The organism is Nostoc paludosum FACHB-159 (assembly GCF_014698835.1).
In the GTDB taxonomy this organism is placed as follows: Bacteria; Cyanobacteriota; Cyanobacteriia; order Cyanobacteriales; family Nostocaceae; genus Nostoc; species Nostoc paludosum.
In genome coordinates, this window is the sequence record NZ_JACJTU010000005.1 from 203,976 (window position 1) to 222,467 (window position 18,492).

Annotated in this window: 11 protein-coding genes; 5 read left to right on the forward strand and 6 right to left on the reverse strand. The window is 42.4% G+C overall.

The genetic code is table 11. The annotated features are described in order from the left end of the window. Positions 1-379 precede the first annotated feature (379 nt). On the forward strand, positions 380-1,681 hold the full coding sequence (gene purD, locus H6H03_RS07370; protein WP_190954493.1) for a phosphoribosylamine--glycine ligase: 1,302 nt from the start codon (positions 380-382) through the stop codon (positions 1,679-1,681). A gap of 273 nt (positions 1,682-1,954) precedes the next feature. Next, on the forward strand, positions 1,955-3,904 hold the full coding sequence (nblS, locus tag H6H03_RS07375) for a two-component system sensor histidine kinase NblS (RefSeq protein ID WP_190954494.1): 1,950 nt from the start codon (positions 1,955-1,957) through the stop codon (positions 3,902-3,904). A gap of 90 nt (positions 3,905-3,994) precedes the next feature. Here the strand turns inward: nblS and H6H03_RS07380 are convergent, their stop codons facing one another. Together H6H03_RS07380 and H6H03_RS07385 are read right to left on the reverse strand one after the other, a co-directional pair. Further along, on the reverse strand, positions 3,995-6,172 hold the full coding sequence (locus tag H6H03_RS07380) for a beta strand repeat-containing protein (RefSeq protein WP_190954495.1): 2,178 nt from the start codon (positions 6,170-6,172) through the stop codon (positions 3,995-3,997). A 518-nt stretch (positions 6,173-6,690) separates the two neighbouring features. Then, entirely contained in the window at positions 6,691-7,062 is a 372-nt protein-coding gene (locus H6H03_RS07385; RefSeq protein WP_190954561.1) for a zinc ribbon domain-containing protein, read from the reverse strand. Positions 7,063-7,199: 137 nt separating this feature from the next. On the opposite strand from H6H03_RS07385, the gene H6H03_RS07390 reads away from it, so the two are divergent. Further along, the gene (locus H6H03_RS07390) at positions 7,200-8,687 is read left to right on the forward strand and encodes an AAA family ATPase (RefSeq protein ID WP_242057775.1); all 1,488 of its coding nucleotides are present in this window, start codon (positions 7,200-7,202) and stop codon (positions 8,685-8,687) included. Positions 8,688-8,691: 4 nt separating this feature from the next. Continuing rightward, positions 8,692-9,669, forward strand: coding sequence for a ComEA family DNA-binding protein (locus H6H03_RS07395; protein WP_190954497.1), 978 nt, complete (start codon positions 8,692-8,694; stop codon positions 9,667-9,669). 46 nt (positions 9,670-9,715) lie between these two features. Here the strand turns inward: H6H03_RS07395 and H6H03_RS07400 are convergent, their stop codons facing one another. After that, complete coding sequence (locus H6H03_RS07400; RefSeq protein WP_190954498.1) at positions 9,716-10,663, reverse strand: glycosyltransferase family 2 protein; 948 nt, start codon at positions 10,661-10,663, stop codon at positions 9,716-9,718. A 276-nt stretch (positions 10,664-10,939) separates the two neighbouring features. On the opposite strand from H6H03_RS07400, the gene miaB reads away from it, so the two are divergent. Then, positions 10,940-12,304 (forward strand): tRNA (N6-isopentenyl adenosine(37)-C2)-methylthiotransferase MiaB, encoded by a 1,365-nt coding sequence (gene miaB, locus H6H03_RS07405; RefSeq protein ID WP_190954499.1) that lies wholly within the window; start codon positions 10,940-10,942, stop codon positions 12,302-12,304. On the opposite strand, the gene H6H03_RS07410 is transcribed toward miaB, so the two are convergent. Genes H6H03_RS07410 through H6H03_RS07420 form a run of 3 tightly spaced genes read right to left on the reverse strand, consistent with a single transcriptional unit; the run spans position 12,282 to position 18,258 of the window. Next, positions 12,282-12,626 carry a transposase gene (locus H6H03_RS07410; RefSeq protein WP_242057776.1) on the reverse strand — a complete coding sequence of 115 codons (345 nt, stop codon included), beginning with the start codon at positions 12,624-12,626 and terminating at the stop codon, positions 12,282-12,284. The genes miaB and H6H03_RS07410 overlap by 23 nt on opposite strands. A 2-nt stretch (positions 12,627-12,628) precedes the next feature. Then, on the reverse strand, positions 12,629-16,720 hold the full coding sequence (locus tag H6H03_RS07415) for an Ig-like domain-containing protein (RefSeq protein ID WP_190954500.1): 4,092 nt from the start codon (positions 16,718-16,720) through the stop codon (positions 12,629-12,631). Further along, the gene (locus H6H03_RS07420; RefSeq protein WP_190954501.1) at positions 16,717-18,258 is read right to left on the reverse strand and encodes a DUF11 domain-containing protein; all 1,542 of its coding nucleotides are present in this window, start codon (positions 18,256-18,258) and stop codon (positions 16,717-16,719) included. Before H6H03_RS07420 ends, H6H03_RS07415 begins: the two co-directional genes overlap by 4 nt. Positions 18,259-18,492: the final 234 nt, after the last annotated feature.

Below are 18,492 nucleotides of genomic sequence, written 5' to 3' on the forward strand. Positions count from 1 at the left end.
CTATTTAAAATGTTTCAGTATATTTATTTAGTTTTTATTTTTTAATATAGCAATCCTAAATGAGTCGTGAAAAATATGGATAAGGAAACGTAGACGCGGAGCGGCTTGCCGCAGGCTACCGCCAAGGACGCAAAGGACGCAAAGGTAAGAAAGAACAAAGAGATATATAATTTTCACAAATGATTTAGGACTGCTATATTAATAACCTTAGTCATTGGCCATTGTTATTCTTTCTCCCTCTGGCTCCCCATCTCCCCATCTTCCCATTGAATGCAACACTCATGAGGGGGCTTGCACAAGTGCAAGAATTAATGGAAAAATTGATCCGCGAGAGCCGAATCGGGCATTCTCGTTTCGCAAGGAACGCACGAGGAAATCAGTGAAAGTTTTAGTTGTAGGGAATGGGGGACGCGAACACGCTCTGGCATGGAAACTGCTGCAATCTAAGCAAATTGAGCAAGTTGTTTGCGTACCAGGGAACGGGGGCACAGCAATTATGGAACGTTGCCAGAACTTGCCCCTGGCAGTAGATGATTTTGAAGGTATAAGCCAATACGCTCTAGAACATAGCATTACTCTGGTGGTAGTCGGGCCAGAAGTCCCCTTGGCCAAGGGAATCACAGACTATCTCCAAAACAAAGGACTGATGGTATTTGGCCCAGTCAGAGCAGGAGCGCAGATTGAAGCCAGCAAAGCTTGGGCAAAAGCCTTAATGCAGGAAGCCGGGATTCCCACGGCGCGGGCTGCGGTATTTACGGAAGCAGCAGCAGCAAAATCTTACGTGAAATCCCAGGGAGCGCCAATTGTTGTTAAAGCTGATGGCTTGGCGGCTGGTAAGGGCGTAACGGTGGCTGAAACAGTTGAACAAGCCCAGAGTGCCATTGACGCGATTTTTCAGGGGCAGTTTGGCAGTGCTGGTGAATTTGTGGTCATTGAAGAATGTTTAATTGGGCAAGAGGTATCAGTTTTAGCATTAACGGATGGGTTAACAATTAGACCTTTGCTGCCAGCTCAAGATCATAAGCGGATTGGTGAGGGCGATACAGGGGAAAATACTGGCGGCATGGGAGCTTATGCGCCTACACCCATTGCAACACCAGAGTTAATGGCACGGGTTCAAACCGAAGTTTTAGAAAAAGCGATCGCCTCCTTAAGATCCAAAGGCATCGACTACCGTGGCGTACTGTATGCTGGGTTAATGGTTGCACCCGATGGCAACTTCAAAGTTTTAGAATTTAACTGCCGCTTTGGCGATCCCGAAACCCAAGTAATTTTGCCACTGTTAGACACACGCCTAGAAGACTTGCTTTTAGCCTGTGTACAGCAGCGTTTAGGCGAATTGCCGCCCATTGCTTGGAAAGCAGGAGCATCAGCCACAGTGGTTGCAGCTTCCGGCGGTTATCCGGGAGACTACGAGAAAAATCAGGTGATTTCTGGCATTGGAGAAGCAGAAAAAGCCGGAGCAACGGTATTTCACGCAGGCACGAAATTAAACCAGCAACAAGAAGTTGTGACAGATGGAGGACGGGTATTAAATGTAACTGGGATTGGAGCAGATTTTGAGCAAGCGATCGCTCAAGCCTACACAGCGATCAAATATATTCAATTTGAGGGCATATATTACCGGAGAGATATCGGTCATAGAGTGGTGACTAGGAAGCAAGAGGATCAAACTCTATAAGCTTTAAGCCAGCCTTGATTTTCATTAGCCAGCGAGGCTGACTTATACTTAAGCTATGCCCAACTTAGAAATTATCCATAACGCGGTAAAAAACTCACTGATAAAGGACTGCTGGACGTTAGCGTTAATTTTCTGTTTTATATAGCACTCGCCAATCCCCAGTCCCTTTTACTTTTCCCATTCCCCCCTCATCACTAACATATTTGTCAAATTAACTGTTAATTTTTTAGTTGTTGGGGTTTATAACAAGGACTACTAACAACTTTATTTAAGATGCTAGCTCTGTTAAAAACAATTCGACATGCGATCGCTAGTTGGTGGTCTGAGTTCACCCTCCAGACCAAACTCTTGGCTGTGGCGACAATGGTTGTCTCCCTGGTGATGAGTGGTTTGACCTTCTGGGCTGTAAACACCATTCAGCAGGATGCAAGGATGAATGACACCCGGTTCGGGCGTGATTTGGGACTGCTGCTTGCTGCCAACGTTGCCCCCCTAGTGGCTGATAATAATCTGACTGAAGTTGCCCAATTTTCTCAACGCTTCTACAGCAGCACCTCTAGTGTGCGTTATATGCTGTATGCCGATGATACTGGGAAAATCTTTTTTGGCATTCCTTTTTGGGAACCGGAGGTAGAAAACTCCCTCACCATTGAACGGCGGATACAACTGCCAGAGGATTATCCTGGTGATGGCGAAAAGCCGATGGTGCGACAACATACAACCCCATCTGGGACGGTCACCGATGTATTTATTCCCTTGATCGTTGATAAAAAATACTTGGGTGTATTGGCGATCGGTATTAATCCCAATCAAACTGCTGTCATCTCTACCAATTTTACCCGCGATGTTACCATTGCCGTTTTTATAACGATTTGGGTAATGGTGATTTTGGCAGGAGTGATTAACGCTTTGACCATCACCAAGCCGATAAAAGAACTGTTGGTGGGAGTAAAACAAATTGCTGCGGGGAATTTCAAGCAGCGAATTGATTTACCTTTAGGGGGCGAGCTGGGAGAATTAATTTTCAGCTTTAATGAAATGGCAGAGCGATTAGAACGCTATGAAGAACAAAATATCGAAGAACTCACCGCAGAAAAAGCAAAGTTAGAAACCTTAGTTTCCACCATCGCTGATGGTGCTGTGTTGATAGATAACAACATGCAGGTGATTTTAGTCAACCCCACAGCCCAGCGGATTTTTGGTTGGGAAGCCGCTGAAGTGGTGGGCCGCAATGTACTGCATCACTTACCTCCGGCGGTACAGATGGAAATCACTCGCCCATTGTACGAAATGGCCTCAGGCGAATGTGAAAGCGCCGAATTCCGGATTTTTCTCAACCAACCCATCCACCGGACAATTCGCATTCTCTTGACTACAGTACTCAACCAGCAACGAGAAAGTATCAAAGGCATTGCGATTACCATCCAAGATATCACCCGCGAAGTGGAATTAAACGAAGCCAAAAGCCAATTTATCAGCAACGTTTCTCACGAACTGCGAACGCCTTTATTCAATATCAAAACCTATATTGAAACCCTGCATGACTACGGCGAAGACTTAGGCATAAAAGAACGGCAAGAGTTTCTGCAAACAGTGAACCATGAAACCGATCGCTTAACTCGCTTAGTTAACGATGTTTTAGATTTGTCAAAACTCGAATCTGGTCGTAATTATAGCTTCGATGGAGTGGATTTAGCCCAAGCGATCGAACAAACACTGCGTACTTACCAACTCAATGCTAAAGATAAATGTGTTGAACTCATTCAAGAAGTTGCGCCTAATTTGCCTTTCGTAGTTGGTAATTATGATTTGCTAGTACAAGTATTTGGTAATTTGATTGGTAATGCCCTAAAATTCACAAAAGCTGGTGGCAAAGTCGCAATCCGAGCCTACCAACTAGATTCCAAGCCCAATCAGGCCCAATCTCCTCCAGTGCGAATTGAAATTTCCGATACTGGAATTGGCATCGCCACAGAAGACCAACACTCGATTTTTGAACGCTTCTTTCGCGTAGAAAACCGAGTTCACACCCTAGAAGGCACCGGTTTAGGTTTATCGATTGTCAGAAACATCATCGACAGACACCGTAGTAAAGTGCATTTGGTGAGTGAAGTTGGCGTTGGCACTACTTTTTGGTTCGACCTAGCCGTATTTGAAGAACAAGCAGCACCTGTAGTAGTTGAGCCTAATACTGAAACCCCCAAAATAACCCAACCGTATTGAATTAAAAACCGGAGTGTTTTCTCTTCCTGCCCCCTAAAGTGAAACGGTACAAGACGGTTGGGTTAAGTTTTTGATCGCTGAATCGATATTCTAGACGACTGTGAAATTGGCGGCAGTCAAGGTTTTGGTGTTAATCCCAGTCAGCGTTGCCAAAACTTCATCAGTAGCAGTGAGGATAATTTTGTGGCCAGTGAAACTGAGTTGACCGAAGCTCAGACCACCAGACAATCCAATCAAGTCAGTGCCTTTGTGGAAGTCGGTAATTTTATCAGTACCTTGTGTTGGCGCCAAGACAAATTTATCTTTGCCATTGCCACCTGTGAGGATATCATTACCAAAGCCGCCAGATAATCTATCATCACCTTGACCACCATTCAATATGTCATTACCATTACCACCATTCAATATGTCATTACCATTACCACCAAAGAGAGTATCATTACCATTACCTCCAGTAAGGGAGTCTTTACCATTGCCACCATCGATGTAGTCATTACCAGGAGTGCCGTTTATACGCTCATTGGCGTTCCTACCAAAAAGGCAAGCGCCCACTTGCACGGTTACTTTAGCGGTACTGGTGAGCTGACCATCACTGACAGTGTAGTTAAAGGTAGCTGCACCACTGAACCCTTTAATTGGGGTAAATGAGATGAAGTCATCTGCGAAATTATTGGGAGTTTGGTTATTTTTGAGTACCGCAGTAGAGTTGATTGCACCACTGACGCCAGTGATCCTGAGGCTGTTGCCATCGATGTCGCTATCGTTAGCCAGCAGGGTATTTACTGGAATAGAAATGGTAGTATTTTTGGCAGTCGTAACGGTATCATTAACGGCAATGGGGGCATTATTGACTGGTGCTTTTGTACCAAAGACCACATAGCTCTGCCCAGCCCCAAAGGAAGCGCCAATTGCACCAACAATCAAGTCGTCAATTTTGTCACCGTTGATATCTCCAGCAGCGCTGACTGAAAGACCAGAGAGGTCATTGCCAGTAATACCGTTGATGGCAAAACCTTTGCTGGGGGTAAGATTGGAGAGGTCGAGGGTGCTAGCAAAGCCGCTACTACTGCCAAAGACTACGTAGGTCTGCCCTGCACTAGATAAGGCAAAAGGTGCGCCAATAATTAAGTCGGCAATGCCATCGTCGTTAACATCCCCAGCAGCGCTAACTGAGAAGCCTGAAACATCATTTTCATTAATGCCTTTGATTGCAAAACCGTTGCTACCGTTCAGGCTAGATAGATTTAGGTTGGCATTAAACCCACCACTGCTGCCAAACACCACGTAGCTGGTTCCTGCACCCGAAGCGGCATTATAGGCACCGATAATCAAGTCGTCGATGTCATCATTGTTAACGTCTCCGGCATTGCTTACTGAAGCGCCGAAAAAGTCGCTGACATTGCCATTAATAGTAAAACCATTACTGCCGTTGAGACTAGATAAGTCTAAGCTGGCATTAAAACTTTTGGTGCTGCCAAACACTACGTAGCTCTTTCCTGTACCCTGTGCGCCAATAATTAGGTCATCGATACCATCTTTGTTAACGTCCCCTGCACTGCTAACTGAGTTGCCTGAGGTGTCAACGTCATTGCCGTTAATGACAAAACCGTTGCTGCCGTCGAGGTCTGAGAGGTTGAAGCTGGCATTAAAGCCGCTAGTGCTGCCAAACACCACGTAACTCTGCCCTGCACCCGAAGCCGCACTGGAGGCACCAATAATTAGGTCGTCAATTCCGTCATGGTTGATGTCTCCAGCATTGCTGACTGAGTTACCTGAGGAGTCTGAGATGCCATCTGAGTTTCGGCCATTAATGCCGTTAATAACAAAGCCGTTGCTGCCGTTGAGGTTCGAGAGGTCGAAACTGGCATTAAAACCGCTAGTGCTGCCAAACACTACGTAACTTTGCCCTGCACCCAAAGCCGCGCCTGGTGCACCGATAATTAGGTCAGCAATGCCATCATCGTTAATGTCTCCAGCACCGCTGACTGAGGCAGCAAAAAAGTCAGTAGCATTGCCGTTGATAGTAAAACCATTGCTACCATTGAGATTGGAGAGGTCAAGGGTGGCATTGAAGCCGCTAGTGCTGCCAAACACTACGTAGCTCTTTCCTGCACCTGGTGCGCCAATAATTAGGTCGCCGATGCCGTCGCCGTTAATGTCTCCAGCATTACTGACTGAGCTGCCTGAGGAATCAAAAGCATTATTGCCGTTAATGGCAAAGCCGTTGTTGCCGTCTAGAGAGGAAAAGCTGGATAAGGGATTAGCCATGATGTTTTTGTATGTTTGTTGTTAGCAATGGAATGAGATATAAAAATTTTTAAACAAATAACATTAGCCTCAGTTAAAAGTTAGGTTAAAGCAATTAATTTTAAATATTTTGTATTTTTATGATATTGATGCTCGATGGTATAATTAATACTTGAAATTCCAATGTGAATCTGCTTCATAGTAAACTCTACAGCACTAGAAGCAATCGAATAAATCTATAGGACTCTGATTTGATTTTTGAAAAAATACTGAGACTGAAAAGCCTGTTTTATCAAGGTTTCATCTGAAATCCTGTTCAGAAATCAGATAGGATTCCTATATATGAGCTTGATAATGCTGGAAATTTTAGAATAGAGTAACGATGTTTCTTAAAGTAGGTACAAAAATTTTCAGGCATTGCTGATTAGTGAGATGATTTTATCTCACCCAAAGGCGCAAAGACGCACAGAGTCAAGCTTTAGCCTTGGTTAAAAATCTCAATACATCCCGCATTTATGCAACGCAAATTTTCAAACTGCTCAAGATGTTGATATAACGAACAGCAAACACAATAACAATAAACCTAATAGCAACAACAAAGCCTGATTACGTTTTAGCCAATTTTTCACAGTTACCGCAAAACTCTTGGAATAACGCTGCTGTTCTAAATCTAACTTTGTTTCTTCAATATTTTGGTAGAGAGTACAGTCTTTAGCGTAGGGACGTTGAGGAAAATTGCAACTATCATCAACGTGATAGGTGCAGGTGTCGCACAGATACCCGTCCCCAGTAGCACGGTGCAAGGGAATACCGGGATGACCGTAAGCTTTGAGTGTTATCCGGCAATAAGGACAACTGATAGCTTGACTATCAATCAGTTGATGGCAGCGGGGACAAGATACAGTAGCCAAAACCTTTAGGATAAATACGTTAAGTAAACACTTTGATTTTAGCCACTCTTGGATTTTAGCAGCAACAGAGGCAAAAATTTTTACAACGGGTAAATTAACGGTTAAAATTGTCAAGTTGGATGCATCACCGTGCTAGTATGATTGCTGACTATGGCTCGACACTGCAAAATATTTTTCAAGCGATCGCCCCAAATAGTAACGAATCTGATGTAGAGCAAAAGGTAGTAATTCCTTTGTTGCATACACTTGGTTATACGAGTGCTGATTGGCAGTCTCAAGTGGTAGTTCTACAATCTAAGCTTGATTTCTTAGTGGGTCAGCCAGACTCAGCTTTAATAAAACCAGCCTATTTAATTATTGAAGTTAAAGCACCTAGCAAAAACATTGCCCACAGCGTTTGGCAAATTAATAATTATATGCGCCGCACTGGCTCTGTGATTGGATTGCTAACGAATGGCTATAATTTTCGTATACTTTATAACTATAATCAAAAAATTACAACAGTTGTAGAGTATTCTCAAGCTACACTTATTCAGCAATATACGTCTTTTTATAAAATTTTATCCAAAAAAACTTATTTAAACTTTACTTCTATTTTGTATAAAAATCAACAAAATATTCGGTTACAATTTTTAAATTTAATCTCAAAAGAGGTGCAACAAGAAGATATGTTGGGCTTATTCAATAAAGGTAAGAAATCTGCTATTCAAATAATGCATACCAGTGAAGAAAAAATTTTAGTTTCACAAACTAAGGAGGAACGCAAATCTATGATTATTACTGTATTTAATAATAAAGGAGGGGTAGGTAAAACTACAACGACTATCAACCTTGCTGCTGCTCTTAACAAGCTAGGTAAGCGAGTGTTGCTGATTGATATTGATGCTCAAGCTAATCTAACAATGGGGCTAGGAATAGATCCTTTAGATGATGTTGAAAAGCAAGGTAAAAAAGATATTACTCATCTACTAACTGAACCAAGAACTAGCTTAGAGGAAACGATTATTCATAAAAACTGGGATGATGTTGAACTAGATATTGTTCCATCTCACATACGTTTGAGTTTTATGGAAGCTGCACTAATTAACACACCAGATATTGATCGCGTACTAGCCAAGAAGCTTAACAAATATCGAAATCAATATGATTATATCTTAATTGACCCGCCCCCATCATTTGGTAAAGCTAATACTATTTCACTTATGGCATCTTCTGGAGTATTAATTCCTACACAGTTAGCTCCTTATCCCATCCGGGCATTAGAATATGTGATTTCAAGAGCTATTGCACTTGATGAATCCAAGGATGAACCACTGCCAATTTTGGGAATAGCAGTCAGTATGTACAATAGAGCAGCAAATAAGGTTGCTTTAGCTATGACTCAGCAGATTTTTGATATTTTATCGAAGAATGCTGAAAGTAAGAATATAGAGTTATTTCCGCAAGAAACATGGATTCCAAGTCTGAGCATAGTTTCAACTACACCTAATAAGGGGTATCCAATTTGCTTTGCAGAATTTGATAAAGAATTAAACTCTAAAGATAAAGAAGCGGCGCAAGATGCTTTTAACTGCTATATAAAACTAGCTAAACAATTTATTTCTGTGACCAAGGAAAAGGAGTAGAAAAATGAATAATGCAGAACGTCGGGATCGTATTGTTGAGTATTTACGTATCAAGTCAATTTCACACGGACAAGTTTATACTTTTCAAATTGCTATACCAGAGTCTGAAGTTTTAGAAATTTCTTCCGAAAAATGTGAATACTTAAAAAATAGTCTTATTCAACAAGGTACTAACTTAATTCCTCTGATTGTGCGTCGTACTGAGGCATATAGTGAAGAAGAAGAGTACGAAGTTGTCTACGGTGCTGATTGGTGTTTTGTTGCGAAGGAACTTGATATCGAAAAGCTTTGGGTTTGGGTATTTGATATGACTGATGAGCAAGTTGTTGCTGCTAAAGAAGAAATGCAGCAATTACTGGGGTTTTCAGATTCTATTCCTGTAGTATTACCATCAGTTTCTGAAGACACAGAATCAACTCAAACAATAGTTGAACAGCTTGATAAAATTTTTCGACAATCAGCAGCAACGCTAAATCAAAAGATTGAGCAAGTGGCTATCTCAGTAAAAAAAATAGAAAGCTATAATAACTATGAAAGAGATATTTATAAGAAAATAGAAATTCTTACTCAAAAAGTTGAAATCCTTACTCATAAAGTTGAACAACCTACTACATACATTAGAAAAAATGAGGAAGCTGAAAGTAAGCAGGCAATAACTCAGAATGAAACTGAAAGTATTACGAAGCAACTTGAACAAGTTACCCAATCTGTCACAAAAATTGAAAATTTTATAAATAAGTTATTTGAGGTTGATGCAGCAAGATTAATTACAAAAGATAACAAAATTAACGTTAACACTATTAAAACAGCTCAAGAATTAGAAAGATACAAAATACCACAAATAGGTTCTAAGAGAGCAGAAGCAATTTTTAGACTACGCGAACGAAAAGGTAAATTTGAATCACTCACAGAACTGATGGAAGTAAAAGGAATTACTCAAGGAATGGTTAAAATCCTTGATGCTTACCTATTTTGTGAGTAAGTCATTGTCCAGATGTCTAGTCTTTTTCTGCGTCTCGTGCGTGAAACTAACCCCGCATTTGTCGCAGTGCATCAAACGCCTTACTTCGCAAACCAACTGGTAACAGCGATAACCCTAAACCAGTCCACGCTTTAGCCGTCGAAAAAGATTTTCCTGCTAAAATTAGTTCTCTGCCTTTTTGCGTTTCTCCCTTTTCAATTAAACGCAAGCCTAATAATAATTGCGTTTCCATTAAACGCTCTTGCCTAATTTTTTCTATTTTTTCTGATTCAAATTTATAACTTTCTAAATATCGAATTTTATCAAAAAAATAAGGAATAGCTCTGTCTATACCTTGCTGCTCTGCGTGCAAACGATATTCCATCAGTAATTCAGGTAAGTAATAACCTTTTTTGCCTGCCAAAGCTAGCCGCACAAATAAATCATTATCCTCGCAATTTTGCAGATTGGGCAACATAAATCCTAATTCTTGCAAGGTTTTACGCCGAAATAATGTTGCTCCAATTTGAAAACTTTGATGAACAAATACAACTTCCAGTAAATTATCTACAATACCCGCAGGTAAATTTTTTCTCCCCCAGTGATGAGAATTTTCTTCAGTTTTTGCCTCATCCTTGATATTGTTAATATCAATTATCCAATGGTCTGTACCAACAAAATCAATACTAGAGTCTTGGTCAAGAATAGCTGCCGTACTTGCGAGAAAATCAGGTGTTAGCCGGTCGTCATCATCAAATTTAATAAAATATTCACCGCTGGCAGCATCAAAACCAGAACGCATATTATTGCTTTTGCCAATATTTTGTGAATGACGAATGTATTTAATCCGATGGTCTGTGTACTCGGACATTAACTCAGGTGTTCCATCGCTAGAACCGTCATCACAAACAATTAGTTCAAAGTCTTGCTCTGACTGATTAAGTACACTGGCGATCGCATAACGCAGCAGAGAGATACGATTAAAAGTAGGAATACAAACAGTAATTTTCGGCATATCACATAATAACTTGTTTATATTTACTCAGTAGTCCAAATAATTGCGATCGCTGCTTGATGAGCGATTATTCCCGAATCTAATGTTTAATTGTATACACATCTCTAGCAGTTGAGTATTGGCTTTTTTGTTTCTCACCACAGCATAACTCCTCTAAAAATCTAAAGTACTAGCATTGTCTAGGTTTTATCTAGCAGCATCACCTAACGTTGGTTAAGAGCGTTATAAAATAGAAATAAAGTTTATATACATTAGGCTAATTAAGCATAATTCCCCATGACCACTTCTAAACGCCACTATCACATCACTACTTTCGGTTGTCAGATGAATAAAGCTGACTCAGAGCGCATGGCTGGCGTAATGGAAGACATGGGCTTTGAATGGTCAGAAGATCCAAATAATGCAGATGTGATTCTCTACAATACCTGCACAATTCGAGATAATGCCGAGCAAAAGGTTTATTCCTACCTTGGCAGGCAAGCCAAACGCAAGCACGAACAGCCAGATTTAACGCTGATTGTTGCTGGTTGTGTTGCCCAACAAGAAGGCGAAGCACTGTTGCGACGCGTGCCGGAATTAGACTTGGTAATGGGGCCACAACACGCCAACCGCCTCAAAGATTTGTTGGAGTCAGTGTTTGAGGGTAACCAAGTTGTGGCAACCGAGCCGGTTCACATTATGGAGGACATCACCCAACCACGACGAGATAGTAAAGTTACTGCTTGGGTGAATGTGATTTACGGTTGTAACGAACGCTGCACCTACTGTGTAGTCCCCAACGTGCGGGGTGTCGAACAGTCTCGCACACCAGAAGCTATTCGTGCAGAAATGGCAGAATTAGGAAGACAAGGTTACAAGGAAATTACTTTACTCGGTCAAAATATTGACGCTTACGGCAGAGATTTGCCAGGAGCTACGCCAGAAGGACGGCATCTGCACAACTTCACAGATTTACTGTATTACGTCCATGATGTGCCGGGAATTGAAAGAATAAGATTTGCTACAAGTCACCCCCGTTATTTTACTGAAAGGCTAATTCGGGCTTGTGCTGAATTACCTAAAGTCTGCGAACACTTCCACATTCCCTTTCAATCTGGAGATAATGAAGTTTTAAAGGCGATGTCGCGGGGTTATACCCATGAAAAATACCGCCGAATTATTGATACAATTCGGCGATATATGCCAGATGCTTCAATTAGCGCCGATGCAATTGTCGGATTTCCTGGGGAAACAGAACAACAATTTGAAAATACTCTGAAACTGGTGGAAGATATCGGCTTTGATATGTTGAATACAGCCGCATATTCGCCACGGCCAGGAACACCCGCTGCTTTGTGGGAAAATCAACTGAGTGAAGAAGTTAAAAGCGATCGCCTACAAAGATTGAATCATCTAGTAGGCATCAAAGCAAGCGAGCGATCGCAACGTTACTTCGGACGCATTGAAGAAGTTCTAGTAGAAGACCAAAACCCCAAAGATAAAACTCAAGTCATGGGACGCACAGGCGGTAATCGTTTAACTTTTTTCACTGGTGACATCAAACAGTTGAAAGGCCAGTTGGTGAAGGTAAAAATTACTGAAGTTCGTGCTTTTAGTTTGACTGGTGAACCAGTTGAAGTCAGACAAGCCTTGTCTGTTTAACACGATTTGTAGAGACGTTGCATTGCAACGTCTCTACATTTTGGGGACGGTCGATCGCAATAATGCCATGTACGTGATTGGGCATAACGACATAAGCATCTGTGTAGGTGTAGGCAAAATGATTCGGAATTTCTGCCCAGAATTGTTGGGCTATTTCCCCAATTATTGATAATTGCACATTTCCTGTAATTACATCTCCCAAGAAATGAATGCGATCGCTTGTGCAAATTGTCACGAAATACCACCCATTAGCAGCGTAATTACGATTTGGCAACCGGGTCGATTCCACTCGGTATATACCCCGAAATTTGGGTTTGCCCATAATTACAATTCCAAATTTGCCCCATCTACAGACGCGCCTTGATGCGTCTCTGTTTTCATCTGTGCCTCTGTTGTATCTGGCTGCTGTTGCTGACGTGGCACCGGCTTTTGCTGTCCAAAACCATCAAACAAGTCATCAAGCTTGACAGTTAAACCCAAATATGCTCCACCAGCCGATCGCGTTCCGGAAAAATCCCTGTCATCAACTTCACCAAAAACATATCCAGCGGAAACACGCAAATTAGGAGTCAGGTAGTAACCTGTTTCCAGAACAAAGCCTGTCTCACTGTAATTAGATTGACCAATCCAGCGAGCCTCACCAACTAAATCCCAGCTATATCCCAAACGATAAGTAGCTCGTAATTGTCCCAAATTCACTGTACTCGTACCAACTAAATCGTTAGCCAAATAAGAAGTACTATTACGTAAAGCGTATTTACCGTAGAATTCCCATTGCCAGTTAGGGGCGTAGATAGCTTCCAAAGCAAAAGTATGGTCTTGGGAACCCGTACCACTACCTAAAAGAATGGTCTCAGGAATAATCGCCGGATTTTGGCGATATTCATAACGCAACAAAGCATTAAATTTATCACTATGGGGGTCACGGTAAGCTAAACCCACCTTCAGATTAGCGGTATCTGCCAATCCTGAAAGTCTTTGATTGGAAGAGTTTGCTTGTTGATAACGTACTAAAGCCGTCAGAGATGGAGAAATTTTACCGACTGCACCTGCGGTAATTACTGTATTACTACCACCAGAAGAGGAGCGATGTTCGTAGCGGGCGCTGGCTTGAAACTGGGGATTATCGCTGTATTCCAAGCCAACGCTGTAACTATCGCCACCATCAAATCCGATCGCCGATGCGGCTTGACCAAAAGCATAGGGTTGGGGATATTGTTGACCCGCCGCAGTCCGATTGAAGAAGTTACCAAATACGTGTTCGTAAGCTAAATTTAACCGCAATCCACGAGCAATAGTCCAGCGGTTATTGAGACCGATCGCACCTTGGGTAGTCAGTTCATTGGCACCACCCAAAATTGAGTAACGACCAGTTATGGTGGTATCCCTTCCGAGTTTGTGTTCGCCGTTGACACTCAAGCTAGTGATGGAATTACCAGACAATTGACCGCTACTGTAAAACTGTTGGGCGAGACTGACATTCACACCAGGAATTGCTGCCCAATTCAACCCAAATATAGTACGGTCTGGATAAACACTATCTTTTTGGGAAGATAAGCTGAGTTCGTTTTGAGCTTGGAAAGTCAGGTTTTTCGCAATGGGAACTGTAAAACGCGATCGCAATTGATCGGAATTACTACTCAAAGCATTGGGTGAGATGCGGTCTTGGCGATCGCGATGAATCCAATCTAGATCGAAGATGGCACTACCCAAGCGTTGTTGAATCCCAGCGGTAATTGTCGTCAGGGAATTATCAACTTTACTCCCTGGTATGGCATCATTACGGGGTGCAAATAATTCTTCAAATGTGTCTAGCGGTTGGGGAGCAATCCCAAAATTGTCTTCGTGGTCGTATTGCACCCTGGCATTGGTAGTTGGAGTCAGTTTAGCTATAACCTGCGCTCCATAACGAGTTTGTCCAGGTACAAAGCTGACGGTGGCATTATTGGCAAAACCTGTATCGGCAAAGCGATAATAGGCGCGTCCTTGAATGCCATTAGCAATTTGTCCCTCAGCTTCCAAGCGATAGGCATCACCGCGAACCTTACCCAGAACATCAGAATCATTACTCGAATGGGCGTATTCTGCAATTAGCTTACCCTTATCACCCAAAGCTATCAGTGCATCTGCGCCATACAGTTGAAAATCACGCACACCCTGATTTTCTTGGACATAAGTTGCTCCAATCCAACTTTCTCGGTTAAGTTCGCGGGAAAGATTATATTGCAAACGACCGGCAAAGATATTGCTATCAGAGTCTTCGCTTTCATATTGATAGCTAACAACAATCCGACGTACCAAGACTTGTCCGGTTTCATCAATATCGGTGCGAAGAATCGGTTCGCGGAATAATAAGGTACCGCGATCGTAGTCGATTTCGTAGTCTGGGCCTCGGTTTAGCTGTTTGCGTTCCAATACAGTCCCAGGACGATTTAGTTCTTCTAACTCGATAAAAACATTTTCGCTACCTGGTTGTAGGAGTCGGCGAGAGAGGAAATAATAACCACTGGTGCCATCGGGAGCAATGGTATCTCGTTGGAATCCTTCTAGGTTATTGCCGTAAAAACCTGTGATTTGTAGATTTCCTAAGTTGTAGTTAGCTTTAAAACCGTGGAGTTGGCGAGTGATAGAAGTAAATTGCTGCGATCGCCGCGCAAATTCTTCTGTGTTATAGTCACCCCACATGGCAAAATCAGGGGAAGATCCAGCTATACCAGTTGAGCGCTCGAAACGCAGAAACACGCTGTCAATGGAAGGAGCCACCACATCAACTTTCGAGCTATCGCCATAGACAGGATAGTTTTGTTCGCTAAATTGGTAAGTTCTAAACAAGCGATTATCACAGTTACAATCTTCATTCAAGTTACGAGAACTGTTATATGCGCCTGTAAACAACCATTCTCCGATAGTACCCGTGGCAAATATCGCTGAATGGAAATCTAATTGCGTTCTATTGTCTTTGTCGGGGGGGATGAAATCACGTAAACTGCCATAATAATTTGTACCTCTAGCGCCCAAACGTAAATCTATGACCCCAGTCAGCAAACTCGGACGCAGTGCCGTTTCAAATTGCAACTGGGTAAAGGCTTCTAAATTATTAACGATGGCTCTAATTGTGACAGTTTCTGCTTTTAATTGCGATCGTAACGTTGCTGTAAATTGTCCCCCTTTGGCCTCTACTTGAAATCCAGGTTCATCGGGTTTGAAATCTTTCTCCACAAAGTCCCCAGCAGTAGGTATCAAAGTGACAACAGCATCATAATTAGAGCGATTGCCACTTGCATCCAGTAGTTGACCTCGGATTGTAGCCGTAGAACGTCCATCTGCTGGGATACGAGACTCAACAGTTTCCAAAGTTAATTGCTGCGGCGCTCCCCGGACTGCAACCTGCACTGTTACAGGCGCTTGGGTTCCCCCAACTACCTGTGCAGAGATAGTATTTTGACCTTCTTGTAGCGAAACACCATACCATGTCTGCTTTACTAAATTAGTACTCGCATCAGTTTCCGTCCGCCCTACTAAGGAAGGATCTACCAACACGCCATTTACCCGCAATTCCACTTGACTACCAGCAGGAAACTGCACAATCACTGTAGTAGCTTGTACATCTACAACACTGTCAGCCGTCGGAGTCAAGATTTTGATTCCTGTAGAAATCGGTGAAGGTGGAGACACAGGCATATTTTCATTGATCCCTTGTCCCTCCTTCCCCACATCCCCGCGTCCCCCCGTCCCCGCGTCTCCCTGTCCCCCTATCCCCCCATCCCCATTAGCAATTTTGCGTAACCCTCTAGGCAACCCTACAAAAGTTGCTGGTTGAAATGGTTGTATTTCCCTTCGAGATTGGTCTTTCTTATCTTCTATTCCTGCAATTTTGCGTAAGCCTCTAGGCAATTCCACAGAAGTTGCTGGTTGAAATGGTTGTATTTCTGTTTCACTTGGCTGGACATTTGAAATTGAAGTAACAGTAGCCGATGCTAAAGAAGTTGAGGAAAATCCAACAGATGTAACCTCTTTAGAACTTCTCAACAAAGGATAAGAATTTAGAGCTTGTTCAATTCTTCTCTTAATCTTTGCGCCTTTGCGCGGCAGTCGCTTCAAGTCGGGAAACCCGGACGCCAGTCGCTCATGGGGGGAACCCCCAAGACCGCGCTGGCTCCCCAACGCGCTGCCTTGCCTTTGCGTGAACCTTTCATATCCTGAATCACCAACCCCAGAATTCACATCCATACTTTTTTCAACCACTTTATTTTCAACCGCTCGATCTTCGACGCCCTTCTCTACTTGCAAAAACAGGTTTTCATTGGTGACTTTTGCTTTGACTATGGCAGGATATAAAATCAGGCTGAGAGCTACCGGCATTGCCCCCATCAGCCTCAAGTTGAAAATAGTTGCACAGTGCAGTCTAGGTTTCATTTTTTGACTGTTTCCTGAAATGTGGGGGTGACACCGAAGTTCATACGTACCAACCCACCTGGTTCTAAATGCACTAGGCGAGATTGGCTATTGCGCTCGCGGAATTTTTTATTGGGAGCTAAGGCATAACCAGGTACACTACTGAGGTCTAAAACACCTGTGTGGTATCCAGGTAAGACATTAGCTAGGGAGAACAAACCATTCGGATCTGTAGTGATGCGGTTACCATCTTCTAGAAAAACCACTGCATTGGGTATTCCAGGCTCACCACGCTGCTGTTCGCCGTCAAAGTTTTTATCAATAAATACCCGACCGATAATCGTGCCACAATCAGAAACGATTCCCGGACGAATTTTTAATTGGTGTGTTGCTGGGCCATCCTTAGTGCTAAAACGGTTATCAATTCGTTGAGCATTAACGATCGCACTGTTGCGACCACTACCACGCATAGCATCGGCTGTTAATTGAGCAGCGTAGGCAATATTCAAGACTTTCCCTGTGGGAATCGTCATGTCTGTCCGGAATATCACCGTATTTCCATTTCGTTCCGAGGTGATAGGAACTGCTGTACCATCCATCTCTCCTTGCACAGATTTTGGCAAGAACTGGAATCCTAAAGGTAGGTTGTCGGTGATAACTACATTGTTCAAACCAACATCAGCAAGATTTTTTACCGAAAGACGGTAAATTACCGTATCTCCAGGTTCAGCAGTAGCGCGATCGCCTGTTTTAATAATCTGCAACTGATTGGCTTGACACAAATTTGTAGTAAATTCAAAGGCTAATAAATCCAATCCCACTGTTTCTGCATTGGGAACTAAAACAACTGTTTGCTCTACTCTGGTTTCACCTGTAAGACTAATTGGTTGCCCATCCAAAGAAGTAGCAACATATTGCACAACATCATTACTATCTTTGGCAATAATTTCAATCTTGACGCGCCGTTGTCTGTAGATGGAATTTGATGGCGGATTGACTACAAAAATATAACTTCTACCCGGATCGGTTTGACCTTTGTTTGGATCTAGTAAAAAATTGTAGACACCAGCAGGATTATTTGTAATGAAATATGGGTTACTATTTTCAATATTTGGTGATTTTCCCCCAGGCACATTGTTATTAGGAATATCCGGTAACTCTGTGCGAGTCAAAGCAGCTAAACTACCCAATTCTGTGCCCGTTGGGTCGCTAGGGTTAAGTTCATATACCCCAACTGAAAAACCTGTATAGTCGGGTAAAAGTGCACCAGCACAACCTAAAATCCTTCCTATTGGGTCAACTAATGGGCTAGGAGTAACGTTAAGCTGACTAGAACTTCCTTGATATTGATACTTACTAGCTGGGTCTGTATAAGTATAAGTAGCTTGATTTGTGATTGGCGAAGATACAACTTGATTATTACTTTGTTGGGCTGTCGCTGATATAGGTAAACTAGTATATAAAAAGCTTCCCAGCAGAAGACTTGCTGTTAATCTTTGCCACCAGCTACTACTAAAATTAATTTGTTTTTGTTTTTGAGGACGGCTCACTGAACACATCTCCTCTGGATGGCAAGCTTATTGTTAATAAAAAAATTATCAAAACAGAACTCAGAAGTCAGAAGTCAGAATTCAGGAGTTAGAATTGAGAATGAATTCGAGTGTTAGATAGGGCAGCGATAGCAGTTTTAAACTGCATAAAATTGAAAATTTAGTGGTTTTGAATGATTAGTAGATCTAAATTCCCAGTGCAGTTGATTCTGAATTCTGAATTCTGAGTTCTGAATTCTCCAT

What these genes read in the sequence shown, in the direction of transcription:
- H6H03_RS07420 (WP_190954501.1), bottom strand. Translation starts at nt 18,258, where the DNA reads ATGTGTTCAGTGAGCCGTCCTCAAAAACAAAAACAAATTAATTTTAGT.
- H6H03_RS07410 (WP_242057776.1), bottom strand. Translation starts at nt 12,626, where the DNA reads ATGGGCAAACCCAAATTTCGGGGTATATACCGAGTGGAATCGACCCGG.
- H6H03_RS07380 (WP_190954495.1), bottom strand. Translation starts at nt 6,172, where the DNA reads ATGGCTAATCCCTTATCCAGCTTTTCCTCTCTAGACGGCAACAACGGC.
- nblS (WP_190954494.1), top strand. Translation starts at nt 1,955, where the DNA reads ATGCTAGCTCTGTTAAAAACAATTCGACATGCGATCGCTAGTTGGTGG.
- miaB (WP_190954499.1), top strand. Translation starts at nt 10,940, where the DNA reads ATGACCACTTCTAAACGCCACTATCACATCACTACTTTCGGTTGTCAG.
- H6H03_RS07400 (WP_190954498.1), bottom strand. Translation starts at nt 10,663, where the DNA reads ATGCCGAAAATTACTGTTTGTATTCCTACTTTTAATCGTATCTCTCTG.
- H6H03_RS07395 (WP_190954497.1), top strand. Translation starts at nt 8,692, where the DNA reads ATGAATAATGCAGAACGTCGGGATCGTATTGTTGAGTATTTACGTATC.
- H6H03_RS07390 (WP_242057775.1), top strand. Translation starts at nt 7,200, where the DNA reads ATGATTGCTGACTATGGCTCGACACTGCAAAATATTTTTCAAGCGATC.
- H6H03_RS07415 (WP_190954500.1), bottom strand. Translation starts at nt 16,720, where the DNA reads ATGAAACCTAGACTGCACTGTGCAACTATTTTCAACTTGAGGCTGATG.